We start from the raw sequence: 16,907 nt of genomic DNA, 5'->3' as shown, positions 1-16,907 counted from the left end.
CGATGGCGGCAGGTCGCTCCCCTCGTGGTTCAGGAGATCAGGCAGCAGCCTGGCTGGCGACAGTTTTCACACTCATGGGTGGATTGTTCGCCTGTGTGTTCGTGGTCGTCACCAGTGGCGAACCGCCGGGCAGGCCGATGATGATTGCCATCGGTGTTATTACCGTCCTGCTGCTGTTATCGTGGCTGCTGCGCGACAAACCACCGGAAGCACGTCAGGAATCGCTTAAGCTCTGGCACTGGTGGAAGAAAGAAGAAAACGATACTTACGAGTATACGCCCCGTCCCCGCAAGCGAAACAGCCAGACGCAGTACGGGAGTAATCAGCCGCCGACACTCGAATCCATTCGGGAAGCTGTCGATGAACAGCGGACCTGGGTTCCCTCAATTCGGAACATGAAACAGTCTGATGACTCAGCGGCTGGCCAGGGCAATTCCCCTGACCAGCCGGGTTAGTTTCTGCAGCGGCTTAGCGGAAGCGAGAGAAGAGTCCGCGACGACGGGCCTGTGAGGAATAGTCCCGGGACTGATTATTGTTCTGCTGATACTGTGGCTGCTGATGGTGCTGGGCCGGGTTCTGCTGACGGAAGCGTTCTGAGTAGCCCACGATCGGATCAGCGGCAACAGGTTCCTTGAACTCTTTCGACTTTGCCAGTTCTTCAAGGTACTGGGCATACTCGGGGCGAGTGCGTTCCCGGTAGATGACCAGCGAATCGATGGCGTGGTACATTCCGCCTGGTTCCAGTGGCTGTTTTTTGTATTCAATCAGATCGGTGGCGATACGATAGACGGCACTGCGAACCCATGGTTCATTCAACCGGTTTTGCGGCAGGGCTTCCATGATGAACTCCAGCGTGTGCCCGGTGGTGGAAACACGTTTGTTGACATCGCTGGCGTATTCTGGACCTTCGAAATATTTGGATGAGAATGAACCGTCACGATTCTGCATAGAGCGGGCGTATTCGACGTATTGACGCACCCGCATGCTGGCTTCCAGCCAGGTACCCCGCAGATGCTTCTGATCGCGGGAGTAGCAGTTGACGGCACTGGCCAGAGCGAACAGTCCGTGAGTTCCACCGCAGGCAGAGCGAGTCGGTTCGGACTGCATCTGAACCCGAACCAGTTTCTCCATGCTCCACTCTTCATTCCGCTCGCTGACCCATTCGGTATCCCAGGGTAGGTAGCGTGAGAATGCCCACAGAGTCCAGGTGATTTCTTCGTCGGTATTCACCTCTGCTTTGGCGTTGCGGATCATGTCTTCAATAGTGACGATCTTTTCGCCAGTGTTGAATTTATGATCGAGGGGCACGCCGGCCATGCCATAGAAAGCCAGGAACTGGTTGGGGTGACCTTCAAAAGCGTAAGGTTCGGTGAAGGGGTGTCCCTTCGCGCCATTTTCGGTAGTGATGAACCAGGGACGACCGCGGAAGCTGGGACCAGTGGCAACCCAGTCCAGAGCTCTTACTTTTTCATTATTCTGATACAGTGTGTATTCCCAGCGGAGAGCCAGAATCCCGTGAGCGATCTGCCAGGGTGTGTGGACTTCGGTGGAGAGCATCCGACGATGTGAAACTTCGATGGCTTCATCGACGAGCTTGTCCAGGGGATCCACAATTTCGGGAATCGGCGGAGGCTCGGGTTTCTTCATCGAAGGTTTGGAATCCTGGGCAATTCCCGGGAAAGGTTTCGGTTCGGGTACCGAAGCTTTCTTTGTTTTTTTATCAGCTTCTGATTTGTCAGTGGCGTCGTCTGCAATCAGTTCGGGTTTGCGGGCTTCGATACTGAATTCCGGCTTCTGGGCGACCAACGGTTCTTCATTGCCAGCGTCAGTAGTGTTCACCTGTCTGATTTCGCCCTGATCCTGCTCCAGATCGGGTACGAGCAGTTGCGGACCTGAATCACCCCACAGGTTACAGGTCAGTTGAAATACGGTGGCGAAAACAATGAGAGTTGAACATTTCATCCAAAGGTCGGGGGTCAGCCTTGAATTCATTTCCGTCTGCTTTCCAAATCTTCTGTATGTATTCTGAATGTTCCGGGAACTACAGTGAGCCTGTGTGTTTCCCGTTCTGATTCTGGGTGGATTCGTAGTTGTTTGCAGGATGCAATCTACAGTTCAGGTCCGCCCGAGAACCCGATGGGAACTGTCTGACTGCAATACATAGACTCAGTCTGATACGAATTTCAGGTGAGTAGAGAGAGTTGATTCGTATCCGAAGGAGTAGTGGCCCGGATTTTTGGAAACCGGAATGTAAGAATTATCGGTTCATGTAATTCGATCTGTTGACCGGGGTTTTTGAGAAAGCGCGGTCCAGCTCGACTTTCGAAAAAATGAAGTATCAATTACGTAAGATGGTGTATGTATTTTTGCCAGGGATCTTTTTATGATGTTGGGAATCAACCACTTTCACTTTTTGCAACGATTATTCCAGTCCTGATGGTCTGGGGGAATTCTGCAAAATATGATTTTCTCCCGATTTTTAATCAAGCCAGAACCGTCCCGCATTCCGGTAGCGGGGATCAGATTGTCACCTGTTTGAGACAGCTGCATCCTGGTTTGCCGGCAGGATCGCCCGCTGACGGGCGCAACCAGAGACAGACAGATAATGACACCACTGTTGACAGCGATGAGTTGGAGTCCCTCCTACTGGCTTTTGGAGGTTTTTACTGCTGTCTGGTGCTTTGTAATGGGCTCCGTTATCGGCAGTTTTCTGAATGTGGTGATCTACCGGATGCCGCTGGGGCTGAACATTTCCAAACCGAAGTCCCGCTGCCCCTTTTGTGAAACCCCCATCCGCACGCGTGATAATCTGCCGATCCTGGGCTGGTTGCTGTTGCGAGGTAAATGCCGCGACTGCCAGGCTCCCATCCCGGCACGTTACCCGATTGTGGAAGCCCTGGTGGGTGTCGTTTTCCTGCTGCTTTATCTCGCGATTGTGCACTCGGGAGGAGCTCTGCTGCCCTACCGGTCTCCGAACCGCTTTTCAGGGGGTTATCAGATTCTCGAAGGACGGACCTGGGACCTGATCGCGCTGACGGTCTATTACTGTTACCTGTTTATCGTCGTCGTGGCTGCGGCCTATATTCAATATGACCGCCAGCTGATTCCCCGCCGCCTGTTGTTCTGGTGCCTGGGGATTGGCCTCGTTGCAGGGTGCCTGATTCCAGAACTGCATCCGGTTCCTGCCCAGGTTTCCGTTCAGACGAACCTGTCATCGACGGAAATCATGTTAAGTGAGTTGCGCTATCATGGCGCGCTACATGTCAGCTTTGAACTCAGTTCGGTGCTGACTGTCAGCTGGGGACTGCTGTATGGTGTGATCGTGGGAATCTTATTCTGCTGGCGGAACCTGTTTCAGCCGGAAGAGCAACCGACGCTGTTCCCGCCGCGGACGCTCTGGCTCCTGGTTCTGACTGGAGTTTACCTGGGCTGGCAGCAGGTGGTCAGCGTAGGATTTCTGTCTGCTTTGATCCTCTGTCTGGTTCAACTGGTTTTCTGGAAGCGGGGCTCATTCTGTGCCAAATTACCGGCTGCGGCTTTTCTTTGTGGCGCATTGACGCTACAACTGTTACTGGGTGGATATTTGACAATCCTGCCCAATCAAACCGGTTACCTGACTTATCTATTCGTAACCGGTGGCCAGATCGTGGCAATTCCGCTGCTGACTGGCCTCTCTGAAGCTGCATATCGAAACCGAGAAAACACCAACTCAGCGCAGGATCAGATACCATTCGATGAATCCTCAACCCTCACATCCTGAATCGGGATTGCCTTCACTGGTAAAAGAAGCATTACAGGAGGGAAACTGTATTCAAATGGTATTGAGCAAGCCGATCAAAAAAAAGGCGGCAGCCCGGCGGAAGGTTTCGATCAGACCGGTGCTGATTCGAGATAAGCAGCATTATCAACTCTCGTTCACACGGGGACAGCAGGAAGTTCACGAAAACCTGCTGCCCGGAGAGACGATTCAACGAGTGGAGCAACTGTGGGAAGATCTGTTTCTGGAAGGTTATCTGTTTACGAATGAGGCAGACTATCACCTACAGAAAACGAACAAGGGGTCTGTGCAGTTGAAGAAGCACGCTCCGACCAAAGCGCAACCCGAGCAGGTGACGTCTCACAACCGCGCGAAACAGTACCTGATCCCGGAGGGCGTGCATTGTCCCTTCCTGGAAGAGATCGGGGTGATGTCGCGCAATGGAAAAGTGAAGGCAGCACAGTACCGCAAGTTTCGCCAGATCAACCGCTATCTTGAGTTCATCAACGATATCGTTGCTGCGCTGCCTGAAGACGGCACACTCCAGATCACAGACTTTGGCTGTGGTAAAAGTTATCTCACGTTTGCCACCCATCATTTTTTCACCTCGATCCTGCAGCGTGATGTGAACATCACGGGACTCGACCTGAAGCGATCGGTGGTCGAACACTGCCAGCAGATTGCCGAGAACCTGGATTGTCAGGGGCTCTCTTTTAAAACGGGTGACATCGCTGCCTTTCAGAATGAGCAGGGCCACTGCGATCTCTCCATCTCCTTACATGCCTGCGATACCGCCACCGATGCTGCCCTGGCTGCTGCCATACAGGCAGATGCGAGTGTGATCCTCGCGGTTCCCTGCTGCCAGAATGAAATTTACCAGCAGATCACAAGTCAGTCTGCAGAGGGTCTGCTCAAACACGGGATTCTCAAAGAAAAGACAGCGGCTCTGCTGACGGATGCACTCCGTTCACAGGTGCTGGAGATCTGTGGATATCGCACACAGGTCATCGAGTTTATCGATACACAACACACTCCCAAAAACCTGCTCATCAAAGCGGTCAAACGTACTGCTCCCCTGACAGACTCCGATCTCCAACAGGCGGTGGAGGAGTATGAATCATTAAAAACCCAGTTCGGGATTCCTGCCTTTGCACTGGAACGCTCGCTGGGAGATCACTTTAAGCAACTGTGTCAGTCTGCTGTGAAAGACAGTGCCGGATAAGTTATGCATGAGGATCTTGAGTCAACACCCCCCAAAACCAGACGCGTCAAACCGGGCCTGATCCTGTTTCTGTGCATCGTGCTGGTTTCCGGGCTGTTCATTTATCGCATACAAAGTCGACATCAGCTGCCCGAACAGACCACCCTAGCGAAGCAGACGGTGGAACCAGAGTTGACCGCAGAGGATTCGACAGAGGAAGAGGCTGAAGAAAAAACGACTCCGACTGAGGAGCCCGTGACACCCTCAGCGGAGACCGTACTGACGCAGACCGCGCATCGCCAGCCATTGCTGCCTGATGAGGAGACGGTAAAACAGGGAGAGCTCGACTCGACCAGTTGGCAGAATCCGTTCTATCGTCTGCTCTGGAAAAACTCAGGCTGGAAATTTACCGATGACGGGATGGAGTCGCCGGCGGACCAGTTCTGTATCGCGACGTTTATCCGTCCTTACAAAAAGATCAGCGTCAGTTTTCGCGTCGATGTCAAACAGGCGTTCCCCGATTTTGAACTGCAGTTGCTGACACGGGATCCCGCGCAGCCGGACCGGGTCCTGGTCGCCAGCCAGATCCATTTTCAGAATACCGGAGTCACAGTCACTGCTACCGGACAGAAGACGAAAACCGAGCTCAAAAGTGTTAAGGTGGATCTCCAACAGTCTCAACCCGGCAGCGTGCCTGTGCGGCTGGTGGGAACCGGAAACCGGTTTGTGATCAGCATTGGTCGGCGGCGGATCCTCACATGCGCCCAGCCAGCGACTCAATCCGGGAAAGAGTGCTATCTCTGTTTCATGGCAGACAAACAGCCAGTGCGGATTACGGCACTACGGCTGGAAGGTGAATAGAGCTCTCCTGCTGCCGGGCATTTCGGGCACAATAAACCCTGATTTCCACTGAGCATTTGACAAAAACTTGCATTTCGGTAATTCCGCTGGTAATCTGATATTTAAGATACTTTACGATCGGGCGACCTTCCCCGCTTCTCCAGCAGACCAGATTTTTGCCTCGTCATCCGCGTTGTTCTGATGTTACTCCCGGCTCGCGAAAATCAGGCTCATTTTTTGTATCAGGTTCTTTCATGCGGAATTTGTCAGGAGTTGTGACCACCGCTGCCTGTATCCTGCTGATCGCAGTACAGACGGCTCCCGCTGCAGACCAGGCGTCTCAGGTCGATTTTGAAAAACAGATCCGACCGTTGCTCAAGCAGCACTGCTATGACTGCCACTCTCAGGGGGCAGAGGAATCCGGCTTACGCGTGGACTACGGTGCCAACCTGATCAAAGGAGGCGATCGTGGACCAGCGGTTGTTCCCGGTAAACGGGATGAAAGCCTGTTGTATCTGAGTCTGAAAGGGGAGGGTAAAATCCCACGGATGCCCCACGATCTGCCGCCACTCAAACCTTCTGAGATTGAACTGATCGGCCGCTGGATTGATGCCGGGGGTGCCATCCCTGCCAGCGAACAAAATCTGCAGACCGTTGATGCTTCAACAGATCACTGGTCGTTCCAGCCGATTGAGCGGCCCGAGCCTCCACAAGTCAAAGCGAAAGGCTGGGTAAGGAACCCGATTGATGCGTTTATTCTGCATCGCCTGGAGACACAACAACTCAAGCCGTCCCCCGAGGCGGATCGAACGACACTCATCCGTCGCCTGAGTCTGGATCTGACGGGACTGCCTCCGTCGGTGGAACAGGTACAGGAATTCCTGGCTGATACGAAGCCTGGTGCATACGAGCGTCTGGTGGATCGCCTGCTCGCCTCACCGCATTACGGGGAACGCTGGGCCCGGCACTGGCTGGATGTAGCCCGCTACGCCGATTCCAACGGCTTCACCATTGATGGTCCTCGTTCGATCTGGAAGTACCGGGACTGGGTCATCGATGCGATTAATGAGAACATGCCCTTCGATCAATTTGTTACCGAACAACTGGCGGGCGACCTGCTCCCCAAACCGACGACCGAGCAGCTGATCGCGACCGGCTTTCATCGCAATACCCTCATCAATCAGGAAGGGGGCACCAACCCGGAACAATTTCGCGTGGAAGCAGTGGTGGATCGTGTGAATACCACGGGAGCGGCCTTCCTCGGACTGACGGTGGGTTGTGCCCAATGCCACAAACACAAGTATGATCCCATTACCCAGCGGGACTTCTACCAGCTGTATGCCATCTTTAACAGCACCGCAGACATCAACAGCGCGCCCCCCACACTGCCATTGCCTACTGAGCAACAGCAGACCGAACAGAGAGAGTTGAAGCAGGAAATCGCGAAACTCACCAAACAGCTGGAAGAACGCAAACAAGCACTGGCACCGAAGTTCGCTGGCTGGAAAGAACGTCTGCAGCAGGACCTGAAACAGTCAGAGCAGCAGTGGAGCGTTCTCGCACCGGGATCGATCCAATCCATGAATGGAGCCACGCTCACCGTTCTTGAAGACCATTCGCTATTGGCAGGAGGTAAGATTCCTGCCTTTGATACGTATGTCGTCGAAACCGCGGCGATCCCACAAGAGACCTCCGGCCTGCGGCTGGAAGTACTGACTCACGAGAGTCTGCCTCGCAAGGGGCCGGGCTGGGCCGGGAACGGAAACTTTGTGCTGGACGAAGTGACCGTGGAAATGGCAGAGCAGACCGAAGCAGGCTGGTCTGAATTTCAGCCGGTCAAGCTGATCCAGGCAACCGCCGATCATTCACAGGATAAATTCCCCGCCAGTAACCTGGTAGACGGAGATCTCAAAACCGGCTGGGCCATTAATACCGGCAAGGGGAGTATGAACGTCGACCGGCGGGCGATACTCAAGCTCAAAGAACCGATCGAAGCCAAACAGCCGGTCAAACTGCGGGTGACCCTGACGCATACACGGAATGCAAAATACAATGTCGGTCGCTTCCGACTGGCGGCCACCACGGTGGCCCCGGAAGTCTTAAACATCAAACCCGAAATTCTGGCGATCCTGAAACAGCCAGAGGACAAATGGGACGCGAAACAGAAAACGACCGTGGAAGAGGCCTTTCACCAGTCGGATTCGCAATGGCTGGCTCTGAATCAGCGGCTGACTAAACAGAAGGCGGCACAGACCAAAGTCAACAAAGCGATCGTGACCACCATGATCATGCGGGAACTGCCCAAGCCGCGGGAAACCTTCATTCTGCTACGAGGGAATTTTCTGGATCCGGGTGCGAAGGTCAGTCCAGGTGTCCCCGCAGTGTTGCCTGCTCTGCCTGAAGAGGTTTCCCGTCCGACGCGACTGGACCTCGCCCGGTGGCTGACCAGCAAGGAGCAACCGTTGACGGCGCGTGTGACGGTGAACCGATACTGGCAACGGTTCTTCGGCAGGGGCATTGTGGAAACCGAAAACGACTTCGGGACACAGGGTTCAGATCCCACGCATCCGGAACTGCTGGACTGGCTGGCTTCGGAATTCATGCGGCTTGACTGGGATGTGAAACAATTTCATAAACTGATTGTGACTTCTGCGACCTATCGGCAGGCATCTGACTTTAACCCGAATCATCAGGAAAAAGATCCGCGGAATCTGCTGTTATCTCGACAGAACCGTTTCCGGATGGAAGCGGAGTCGATTCGTGATCTGTTTCTGGCCAGCAGTGGTCTGTTAAGTCGTAAGATCGGCGGGCCGAGTGTCTATCCGCCCCAGCCAGAGGGGATTTACGTGCTCACACAGAATAAGAAGAGCTGGCCGGAAGAGCAGAACGAAGACCGCTATCGGCGGGGCATGTATACGTATTTCTGGCGGTCGAGTCCGTATCCGATGCTGCCGACCTTCGATGCACCAAACAGTAATACCACGTGTACGCGACGAGTGCGTTCCAATACGCCCCTCCAGGCACTCACACTGGCCAATGATCATTCGCTGTTCGAACTGACTCAAGGGTTTGCGCTCCGCATCCTGCAGGAAGGTCCTCCCTACGATGAAGGTCGCATCCGCGCCGCGTTTGAAATCTGCCTGTCCCGTGCCCCCTCTGATCGGGAGCTGGAAGTGATGACCGGCTATCTGCAGGAACAGCGTGCTCAGTTTAAACAGTCACCAGAGGCAGCGGCCCAGGTCGCGGCTGACGATTTACCCAAACAGATTGATGTGATCGAAGCGGCGAGCTGGACGGCGGTCGCCCGCGTGTTGATGAATCTGGATGAATTTATTACCAGGGAATAGTTTCCCCCTCAAACGGATGCCGGCAGCATGACCTGACCGGCGGACCGGGAGAATCAGATGAATTTCGATGACCTGATGTTACGCGATCAGACACGACGTCACTTTTTCGAGAATTGCGCGATGGGTGCCGGGGCCATCGGTCTGGCTTCTCTGATGCAGTCGGAACAACGCGCACAGGCCGGCACCGGCAAGTTGAATGGTACCCATCATCCGCCCAAAGCCAAGAATGTGATTTACATGTTTATGGCGGGTGGCCCCAGTCAGCTGGAGATGTTTGATTTCAAACCGAAGCTGCAGGAACTGGAAGGCAAGGTCATCCCCGAATCGTATGTGGAGGGCAAGCAGTTTGCGTTTCTGAAAAAAGACGCCAAGCTGCTGGGCACGCGACGGAAATTCAAGAAGCACGGCGAATCGGGCATGGAACTCTCGGAAGTTGTTCCACACCTGGCTGAGGTCGCGGACGACATCACCGTGCTGAAGAGTATGAAGACAGACGTCTTTAACCATGGTCCGGCCAAACTCTTCATGAATACCGGGACACAACAGTTTGGTCGTCCCAGCATGGGTGCCTGGGTAACTTACGGAATTGGCAGCGAGTCACAGAATCTGCCCGGCTTCGTCGTGCTGCAATCCGGCCCGCGGGGACCACGTGGTGGAGCGCCCCTGTGGGGCAGTGGTTTTCTGCCGACCACGTACCAGGGAGTCCCCTTCCTGAACGGAGCAGATCCGATATTGAATCTCTCCAGTCCGTCCGGGATCAATTCTGAGAGACAGTCGGAATTCATTGATACGGTAAATCAATTGAACTCGCTTCGACTGGAGAAGACGCGCGATCCGGAAATCGCCACCCGTATCTCTGCCTATGAAATGGCTTACCGCATGCAGTCCAGCGCCCCTGAATTGATGGATCTCTCGGGCGAGACGAAAGAGACACTCGATCTGTACGGCGTCGATCCCGCGAAACCTTCATTTGCCCGTAACTGTCTACTGGCACGGCGGTTAGTGGAAAAAGGATCTCGCTTCGTGCAGCTCTATCATACGGACTGGGATCATCATGGAAATAAGGGAACCGACCTGGAAGAATCGCTGGATGCCCGCTGTCTGGAAACCGATCAGGCGTCGGCTGCACTCGTGAAAGACCTCAAACAACGGGGGCTGCTGGATGACACGCTGGTCATCTGGGGGGGTGAATTTGGGCGGACTCCACAAGGTGAGCCCCGTGATCTGATTGGTCGCGATCATCATATCGATGCGTTTTCCATCTGGGTCGCCGGGGGTGGATCCAAGCCGGGTGTCACAATAGGAGAGACTGACGAGCTAGGCTACTATTCTGTCGAAGACACGATTCATGTACGCGACTTCCATGCGACGGTGCTACACCTTCTCGGCATCGATCACCATGAGCTTTCCTATTTTTACCAGGGTCTCGATTTCCGTTTAACGGGCGTGGAAGAAGCGCATGTGGTTGAGAAAATGCTGGCCTGAAACAGGGCTGTCGGCCCGGTCTGAAAAAAACTTGAGCGAAATATGAAGAAATCCTCTGGACAGATTTTTGAGTTTCCATTATCACTCGCCTCTCTCTCATCCATCTCAAAAACTTAATAGTTCACATCACACTAAATCTGTCGTTCTGACAATTAAAAACCAACCCTAACCCCAACGAATGCGGAGGCATGGATGCCACCGGAGTCTAAGACCGGTCTATCCGGAGCGATAATGCGCAATTCGGGTCTGATCTTCCCACTAGTCATAGTGAGTTCAGTCCTGGTGATCATTGCGCCTTTGCCTCCGATGATGATGGACCTGCTCTTGTCATGCAATATCACTGTTTCCGTAGTGATTTTGATGACCACGATTTACGTCACACGCCCGCTGGAATTCAGCGTGTTCCCGGCGATCCTGCTGGGTACCACACTGGCGCGGCTGGTGTTGAACGTAGCGACCACCCGTCTGATCTTAACCCGCGGAGCCGATGATGGTACCGCAGCGGCAGGTGGCGTGATTGAAGCCTTTGGTCAGTTCGTGGCAGGCGGTCATCTGGTTGTGGGTCTGATTATCTTCGTGATCCTGGTCACGATTCAGTTTATGGTGATCACCAAGGGTGCTACCCGTATCAGTGAAGTAGCCGCCCGGTTCTCACTCGACAGTATGCCGGGTAAGCAGATGGCCATTGATGCCGACCTGAATGCCGGGTTGATCTCCTCGGAAGAAGCGAAAACCCGTCGCCAGGAAATCACCGAACAGGCTGACTTCTACGGTTCAATGGACGGTGCCAGTAAGTTTGTCCGTGGTGACTCGATTGCCAGTATCATCATCACGCTGATCAACGTTGTCGGCGGTCTGTATGTGGGTATGGTAGACCACGGCATGGAGCTGTCGAAAGCAGCAACCGTGTTTACCACCCTGACTATCGGCGATGGTCTGGTGACCCAGGTGCCGGGCTTTTTGATCTCTCTCGCAGCTGGTTTGATCGTTACCCGAACTTCAGTCGACAGTAACCTCCCCCGGGACGTCGTCAAACAGTTTTCCGGGCATCCGGAAGCCCTGTTCCTCGCTTCAACCTTCCTGTTCGCTCTGGCGTTCACAGGACTGCCCGCCGGCCCGATGCTGGCTCTGGCCATCGGTTGTGCGGTTACCGGGATGATGCGACGCAAAGGCCAGCAGGCTACCGCAGTACAAAAACAGAAAGCGGAAACACAACAGCAGGAACAGCAACAACAGCCTGCTGAACCCAAACCGGAAGATCACCTGTTTGTCGATCCTCTCGAACTGGAACTGGGTGTCGGACTGTTGAGACTGGCCGACCCGGCAACCGGCGGCGATCTGCTGGATCGTGTGACCCGCATCCGACACAAAATTGCCCAGGAACTGGGAATCATTCTTCCCAAGGTTCGGATTCGCGACAACATTCGCCTGGGACAACGCGATTACCAGATCAAGATTCGCGACGTCGCTGTGGCCTGGGGAACGATCTATCCCGATGGTCTCCTCGCGATCGACACGGGAGCCACGAACGGCGACATCCCGGGGATCGACACCATCGAGCCGGCCTTCGGACGTCCCGCCAAGTGGATTGAACTGGGCCAGAAAGAACGTGCTGAGCTGATGGGCTTTAATGTCGTCGAACCCTCGGCCGTTGCGATTACTCACCTGACCGAAGTCGTCCGCGAACACAGCAGCGAGTTGCTCACCCGGGAACAGGTTCACGGACTGGTTGAAAACCTGAAGGAATCGTCTCCCAAGGTTGTGGAAGAACTGATTCCCGATGTCCTCAAAATTTCTCAAGTCCAGCATGTGCTCTCCAATCTGCTCCGCGAACGGGTACCAATTCGCGACCTGGAAACCATCCTGCAGACGCTGGGCGACTATGCAGACCGAACTAAAGAGCCGATGTTGCTCACCGAATATGTGCGTAATGGACTGGCCCGTTCCATCTGCCAGCAGTATCGCGACAGCAATCGTCTGTTGCGGGTCGTGACGCTCGATCCGGAACTGGAAGATGTGCTGATGTCGGGCATTGATTACAACGAGCATGGACTGGCAATCAAGCTGGCACCGCGGACGGGTGAAATCATCACCCAGGCGATTGCCGATCAGGTAGAACCGCTGGTTGCCTTGGGCGGACACCCGATCGTGCTCTGTAATCCCCAGATCCGCGCCGGCCTGAAACAGATTACATCCCCGTTATTACCACGACTGGTCGTGTTAAGTCTGAATGAAATCACCCGTGACACCGATGTGGAAGCAATCGGACAGGTTTCAGCAGACCGTCTGAAATCGAATGCGGTTGCGGGGGCAGCGTAGAGATAAACACGATTAACGGCAGTCAAACACGACACTTAATTGAATCAAATACGATCCACCGAGATCAAACGTAAATAACCAAACAGGAACTGAAAACCATGTCAGATGTTCGCACTTTTAAAGCCGCTTCAATGCAGGAAGCATTGAAGCTGGTTCGCGAAGAAATGGGCAGCGATGCTGTGATCCTGCAGACAAAACAGGTGCCGGGCCGCAGAGGACTCCTGCCCTGGACCCGCACCAGAGAAGAATTTGAAATCACGGCAGGTCTGGGTATCAAAGTCCGCACACCTGCCGCCGTGCAGAATAACAGACGCCCCGCCAGTTCCCCGTTACAACATCGTGCTTCCAATCTTCAACCGGCGGGTGCCCGCAACGAATCAGTTGCCTACTCTGAACCACCGTCTCGTGAGTTGCCCTCCGAACGTCGCCCCGCACCGATCCAACAAACACCTGCTCTCGAAAGAAGAGTCGAGGAAGACAACAGACCGCCAGTTCACAATCGTCTTGAACAGCGTCTGCAGGATTCCCGTCCCCGACCGAGCCATACTTCTCAGCCGGCCTACGATCCCACTGAGGAATTTGCAGAAAAGCTGAATGCCATCCAGGAAATGCTGGAATCACTGGATCGCCGCACCCGCTCACAACGCGTCACCGATGTTCCCCCAGAACTGTTTCACATTTACACGGATCTGATTGACGCTGAAGTAGACGAAACCATTGCTCACGACCTCGTCAGCCGTCTCAAAGAGCATGCTACTCCCGAACAACTCAAAGATACCCAGGCCAGCCAGTCTCTGCTGGCGGCATTGATTGAAGCACAACTGGACTGTGCTTCCCCGATTCGTCCGGTACCTGGTCAACGCAAAGTGGTGGCCCTGGTTGGGCCCACTGGCGTCGGTAAAACAACTACGATCGCCAAGCTGGCTGCAAACTTCCGTCTGCGTGATAACATTAAAATGGGGCTGATCACTGTCGACACTTACCGGATTGCCGCGGTCGAACAGTTGCGAACCTATGCGGAAATCATCGACCTGCCCATGAAAGTCGTAAGCACGCCACGGGAAATGCAGATGGCACTCGACGAAATGGTCGGACTGGACCTGGTCCTGATCGACACCGCGGGTCGCAGCCCGAGCGATGATCTGAAAATTCAGGAACTGGAAAGCCTGTTCCGCGATATTGCCATCGATGAAATCGCCCTGGTGATGAGCATGACTTCCAGTGTTCGCACTCTCGAAGCGATTGCCGAACGATTCAAAGTCGCCCGTCCAACGTCAATGATATTGACCAAACTGGACGAAGCCCCCGTCATGGGCAGTCTGCTGACTCTAAGTCAGAAAGTAAAACTGCCGATTCAGTATCTGACTACGGGACAGGATGTCCCCGACGATATTGAACCGGCGAATGCCGCCCGGATTTCACGCCTGGTTCTGGGCGAAGACAAACTAAGTTAGTCTGCTTCAACTAATCTTACCTCCCATTCATTTCACAACCTTTCACGTTTCCACAATCAACAGGGTCAACCGATGGCATCCGCTGTCAACGAATTTAATTTCGAACACGCCGATCTGCATTCCGGACTGTCTGCAGCATCGCCAGAGAACCATGCCGCTTCGTCTCACGGCGATCAGGCGAAGGTGCTGCGTGGACTGATGGAGCAGCGTCAGCCGGGTGTGATCGAAAAATCGAAATCGACACGCTGTCGCACCCTGGCGGTCTGCAGTGGTAAAGGGGGTGTGGGGAAATCGGTGATCTCACTGAACCTGGCACTGGCCCTGGCCAGAACCGGCGCTTCGGTCTGCCTGATGGATATCAATCTCGCGTTAGGTAACATCGACTTACTCTGTCGACTGAACGGTTACTGGAATCTCTCGCATGTGGTGAGTGGTGCCCGATCACTCAAGGAAATTCAACTGGAAGGACCGCTGGGCATTAACGTAATTACCGGCGCCAGCGGCCTGACTGATCTCGCGGACTGCTCGGAAGCTGTTCGCCGCGATGTACTGGGTCAGATGCAGGAACTGGAAGCGACCCACGATTATCTGATTCTGGATAACGGTACCGGCATCCATCGCAGTATCCGCCAGTTCGTCACATCTGCAGACGATGTATTGATCGTGACGACTCCCGAACCAACGGCGATTGCGGATGCTTATGCGACGATCAAGTCCCTCTCAACAATTCAATCACTGGAAATCCAGGCCCTGGTCAATCAATGCACGTCTCTCGACCAGGGCGACAAAGTATTTCAGCAACTCCAAAAAACTACCGAACTGTTTTTGCACACCGGTCTGACTCAGGCAGGGCAGATCCCCCATGATTTGCAGGTCGTTCAGTCGGTCTACGATCGGGATCCGCTGGTGCTCAGTCATCCGCAGAGCCCGGCTGCCGAGGCGATTTTCCGCCTGGCCCGGCATGTGATCGATGTGCGTAAAACAAAAGAACAAAACAAACAAGAGTCTTACTTTCCGCGACTTTGGCAGCGTCTGCTGGGTGAAGCCGCATAAACTTGAAAATCAGGATGGAAACACCGGGAACATACTCTCTCATTCCCGTTCTTTCCTGGACTTCAGGTCACGTCTAATTTGTAACCCCTGACAATTGATTCCATTCGCGTGCGTGCAGACGCTGGTCTGTTACTGCGTTATCCAACCAGTGTTCAAACCCAAACTTAGGGCCTGAACTCAGCGATCGCGTTACGCACCGGGAACGGTCTGAAATGTTAGGTTTTAACGATTAATCAAATTGTAGGAGAAAGGTTAAATTTTCTAAGGCAGGACACCGATATTAAAAGACAGAGGTGTGAAGTTCTCTCCTGAAAGTGAAGAGAGTTTCATCCCGACGTTTTTCGAACTCTATCCGGGAATATTCTGTGGCCCTGCATTATGCATTTCGATTATCGCTGATCGCTTTTGCGACTGAATCAGTACGAGGGATCATTTCCCATACTGATTTCCTTGGAGCGACACAATCCGCACTCATAGCTGCAGTCATATTTTTTGGTCTTGGCCTGGTGTTCGGTGAAGTTGCCTCCCGTCTGGTTGAAGAATCAGTACGGGCGAGTTTTGAAAAATGGAAAACAAATCCTGAATAAGAATATAAAGTAACCGCAGTCATTCATTTTATATCGTGCCTATTTGAAACGACTGTAAGTTGATCACGGAGGAGTAAATGGCCATCAAAGCCAGTGAAGAAATCGCAGAGATCTGGAAGGAATTCAAGCAGGATCAATCCAACCAGACACTCCGCAATAAATTGATTGAGCAATATGTTCCCCTGGTTCGTTATAATGCAGAACGAGTCTGGGCGAAGCTCCCTGAAGGGGTCGATTTAAACGACTTGATCTCAGCTGGTGTATTCGGGTTAATGGATGCCATCAATGCATTCGATCTGGAACGGGGCGTTAAGTTTGAAACTTACTGCGTTCCCCGTATCCGTGGCGCCATGCTGGACGAACTGCGTACCATGGACTGGGTTCCCCGTCTGGTACGGAGTAAGGCCAGTAAGCTGGAAGCAGCCCGCAAGGCAGCCGAAGCAGAGCATGGTCGCCCGCCGGCGGACGAGGAAATCGCCCGGAAGATGCAGTTGTCTCGCAAAGAGTTCGAAAAACTCAAAAGCGAAGCCAACGCTGTCGGACTGGTCAGCCTCAATAAAAAGTGGTATGAAACCGACAGCTACAAAGATGTACGGGAAGTGGATATTCTCGAGGACGCCAAGGGTGAAGATCCGACCAAGAGTATCCAGAAGCGGGATCTGATGCGACTGGTCACCAAGGGCCTGAACCGCAACGAACGCCTGATTATCATCCTGTATTACTACGAAGAACTGACCATGAAAGAAATCGGCAGCACTCTGGGTCTGTCCGAGTCGCGTGTCAGTCAGATGCATTCCAGCATTGTCAACCGCCTGAAAGAACAACTGGGCCGTCGACGACCCGAATTTGCATAATACATTTGTC

The 16,907-nt window shown here is 53.7% G+C and carries 12 protein-coding genes; 11 read left to right on the top strand and 1 reads right to left on the bottom strand.

Annotation, left to right across the window (positions count from 1 at the left end; all coding sequences use genetic code 11):
* Positions 1–2: 2 nt before the first annotated feature.
* Positions 3–455, top strand: coding sequence for a hypothetical protein (locus F1728_RS18425; protein ID WP_194242426.1), 453 nt, complete (start codon positions 3–5; stop codon positions 453–455).
* Between the two features lie 13 nt (positions 456–468).
* Here the strand turns inward: F1728_RS18425 and F1728_RS18420 are convergent, their stop codons facing one another.
* A complete protein-coding gene (locus tag F1728_RS18420; RefSeq protein ID WP_155365316.1) occupies positions 469–1,962 on the bottom strand; it encodes a hypothetical protein in 1,494 nt (497 codons plus the stop codon).
* A 724-nt stretch (positions 1,963–2,686) separates the two neighbouring features.
* Here F1728_RS18420 and F1728_RS18415 point away from each other — a divergent pair.
* The 10 genes from F1728_RS18415 to F1728_RS18370 all read left to right on the top strand — a co-directional run bounded on the left by F1728_RS18415 (position 2,687) and on the right by F1728_RS18370 (position 16,897).
* Complete coding sequence (locus F1728_RS18415; protein ID WP_261344460.1) at positions 2,687–3,760, top strand: prepilin peptidase; 1,074 nt, start codon at positions 2,687–2,689, stop codon at positions 3,758–3,760.
* Positions 3,735–4,979, top strand: a complete 1,245-nt coding sequence (locus tag F1728_RS18410; protein WP_155365315.1) for a class I SAM-dependent methyltransferase — start codon at positions 3,735–3,737, stop codon at positions 4,977–4,979. Before F1728_RS18415 ends, F1728_RS18410 begins: the two co-directional genes overlap by 26 nt.
* A 3-nt stretch (positions 4,980–4,982) precedes the next feature.
* Entirely contained in the window at positions 4,983–5,819 is an 837-nt protein-coding gene (locus tag F1728_RS18405) for a hypothetical protein (RefSeq protein ID WP_155365314.1), read from the top strand.
* Positions 5,820–6,052: 233 nt separating this feature from the next.
* Positions 6,053–9,145 (top strand): DUF1553 domain-containing protein, encoded by a 3,093-nt coding sequence (locus F1728_RS18400; RefSeq protein ID WP_155365313.1) that lies wholly within the window; start codon positions 6,053–6,055, stop codon positions 9,143–9,145.
* Positions 9,146–9,202: 57 nt separating this feature from the next.
* Complete coding sequence (locus F1728_RS18395; RefSeq protein WP_149344004.1) at positions 9,203–10,630, top strand: DUF1501 domain-containing protein; 1,428 nt, start codon at positions 9,203–9,205, stop codon at positions 10,628–10,630.
* Positions 10,631–10,861: 231 nt separating this feature from the next.
* Entirely contained in the window at positions 10,862–12,949 is a 2,088-nt protein-coding gene (gene flhA, locus F1728_RS18390) for a flagellar biosynthesis protein FlhA (protein ID WP_155365312.1), read from the top strand.
* Between the two features lie 98 nt (positions 12,950–13,047).
* Positions 13,048–14,403 carry a flagellar biosynthesis protein FlhF gene (gene flhF, locus F1728_RS18385; protein WP_155365311.1) on the top strand — a complete coding sequence of 452 codons (1,356 nt, stop codon included), beginning with the start codon at positions 13,048–13,050 and terminating at the stop codon, positions 14,401–14,403.
* A 72-nt stretch (positions 14,404–14,475) separates the two neighbouring features.
* Positions 14,476–15,456: a P-loop NTPase gene (locus tag F1728_RS18380; protein WP_155365310.1), complete on the top strand. Its 981-nt coding sequence runs from the start codon at positions 14,476–14,478 to the stop codon at positions 15,454–15,456.
* A gap of 365 nt (positions 15,457–15,821) precedes the next feature.
* Positions 15,822–16,043 (top strand): hypothetical protein, encoded by a 222-nt coding sequence (locus F1728_RS18375; RefSeq protein ID WP_155365309.1) that lies wholly within the window; start codon positions 15,822–15,824, stop codon positions 16,041–16,043.
* Between the two features lie 77 nt (positions 16,044–16,120).
* The gene (locus tag F1728_RS18370; RefSeq protein ID WP_145044282.1) at positions 16,121–16,897 is read left to right on the top strand and encodes a FliA/WhiG family RNA polymerase sigma factor; all 777 of its coding nucleotides are present in this window, start codon (positions 16,121–16,123) and stop codon (positions 16,895–16,897) included.
* The last annotated feature ends 10 nt before the right edge of the window (positions 16,898–16,907 follow it).

The sequence above is a fragment of the Gimesia benthica genome, from assembly GCF_009720525.1.
In the GTDB taxonomy this organism is placed as follows: Bacteria; Planctomycetota; Planctomycetia; order Planctomycetales; family Planctomycetaceae; genus Gimesia; species Gimesia benthica.
This window is presented reverse-complemented; position numbering and strand designations above follow the sequence as displayed.

Bases quoted from the DNA above. Each gene is read 5' to 3' on its own strand.
- F1728_RS18425 (WP_194242426.1), top strand. From the start codon at position 3: ATGGCGGCAGGTCGCTCCCCTCGTGGTTCAGGAGATCAGGCAGCAGCC.
- F1728_RS18420 (WP_155365316.1), bottom strand. From the start codon at position 1,962: ATGAAATGTTCAACTCTCATTGTTTTCGCCACCGTATTTCAACTGACC.
- F1728_RS18415 (WP_261344460.1), top strand. From the start codon at position 2,687: ATGGGCTCCGTTATCGGCAGTTTTCTGAATGTGGTGATCTACCGGATG.
- F1728_RS18410 (WP_155365315.1), top strand. From the start codon at position 3,735: ATGAATCCTCAACCCTCACATCCTGAATCGGGATTGCCTTCACTGGTA.
- F1728_RS18405 (WP_155365314.1), top strand. From the start codon at position 4,983: ATGCATGAGGATCTTGAGTCAACACCCCCCAAAACCAGACGCGTCAAA.
- F1728_RS18400 (WP_155365313.1), top strand. From the start codon at position 6,053: ATGCGGAATTTGTCAGGAGTTGTGACCACCGCTGCCTGTATCCTGCTG.
- F1728_RS18395 (WP_149344004.1), top strand. From the start codon at position 9,203: ATGAATTTCGATGACCTGATGTTACGCGATCAGACACGACGTCACTTT.
- flhA (WP_155365312.1), top strand. From the start codon at position 10,862: ATGCGCAATTCGGGTCTGATCTTCCCACTAGTCATAGTGAGTTCAGTC.
- flhF (WP_155365311.1), top strand. From the start codon at position 13,048: ATGTCAGATGTTCGCACTTTTAAAGCCGCTTCAATGCAGGAAGCATTG.
- F1728_RS18380 (WP_155365310.1), top strand. From the start codon at position 14,476: ATGGCATCCGCTGTCAACGAATTTAATTTCGAACACGCCGATCTGCAT.
- F1728_RS18370 (WP_145044282.1), top strand. From the start codon at position 16,121: ATGGCCATCAAAGCCAGTGAAGAAATCGCAGAGATCTGGAAGGAATTC.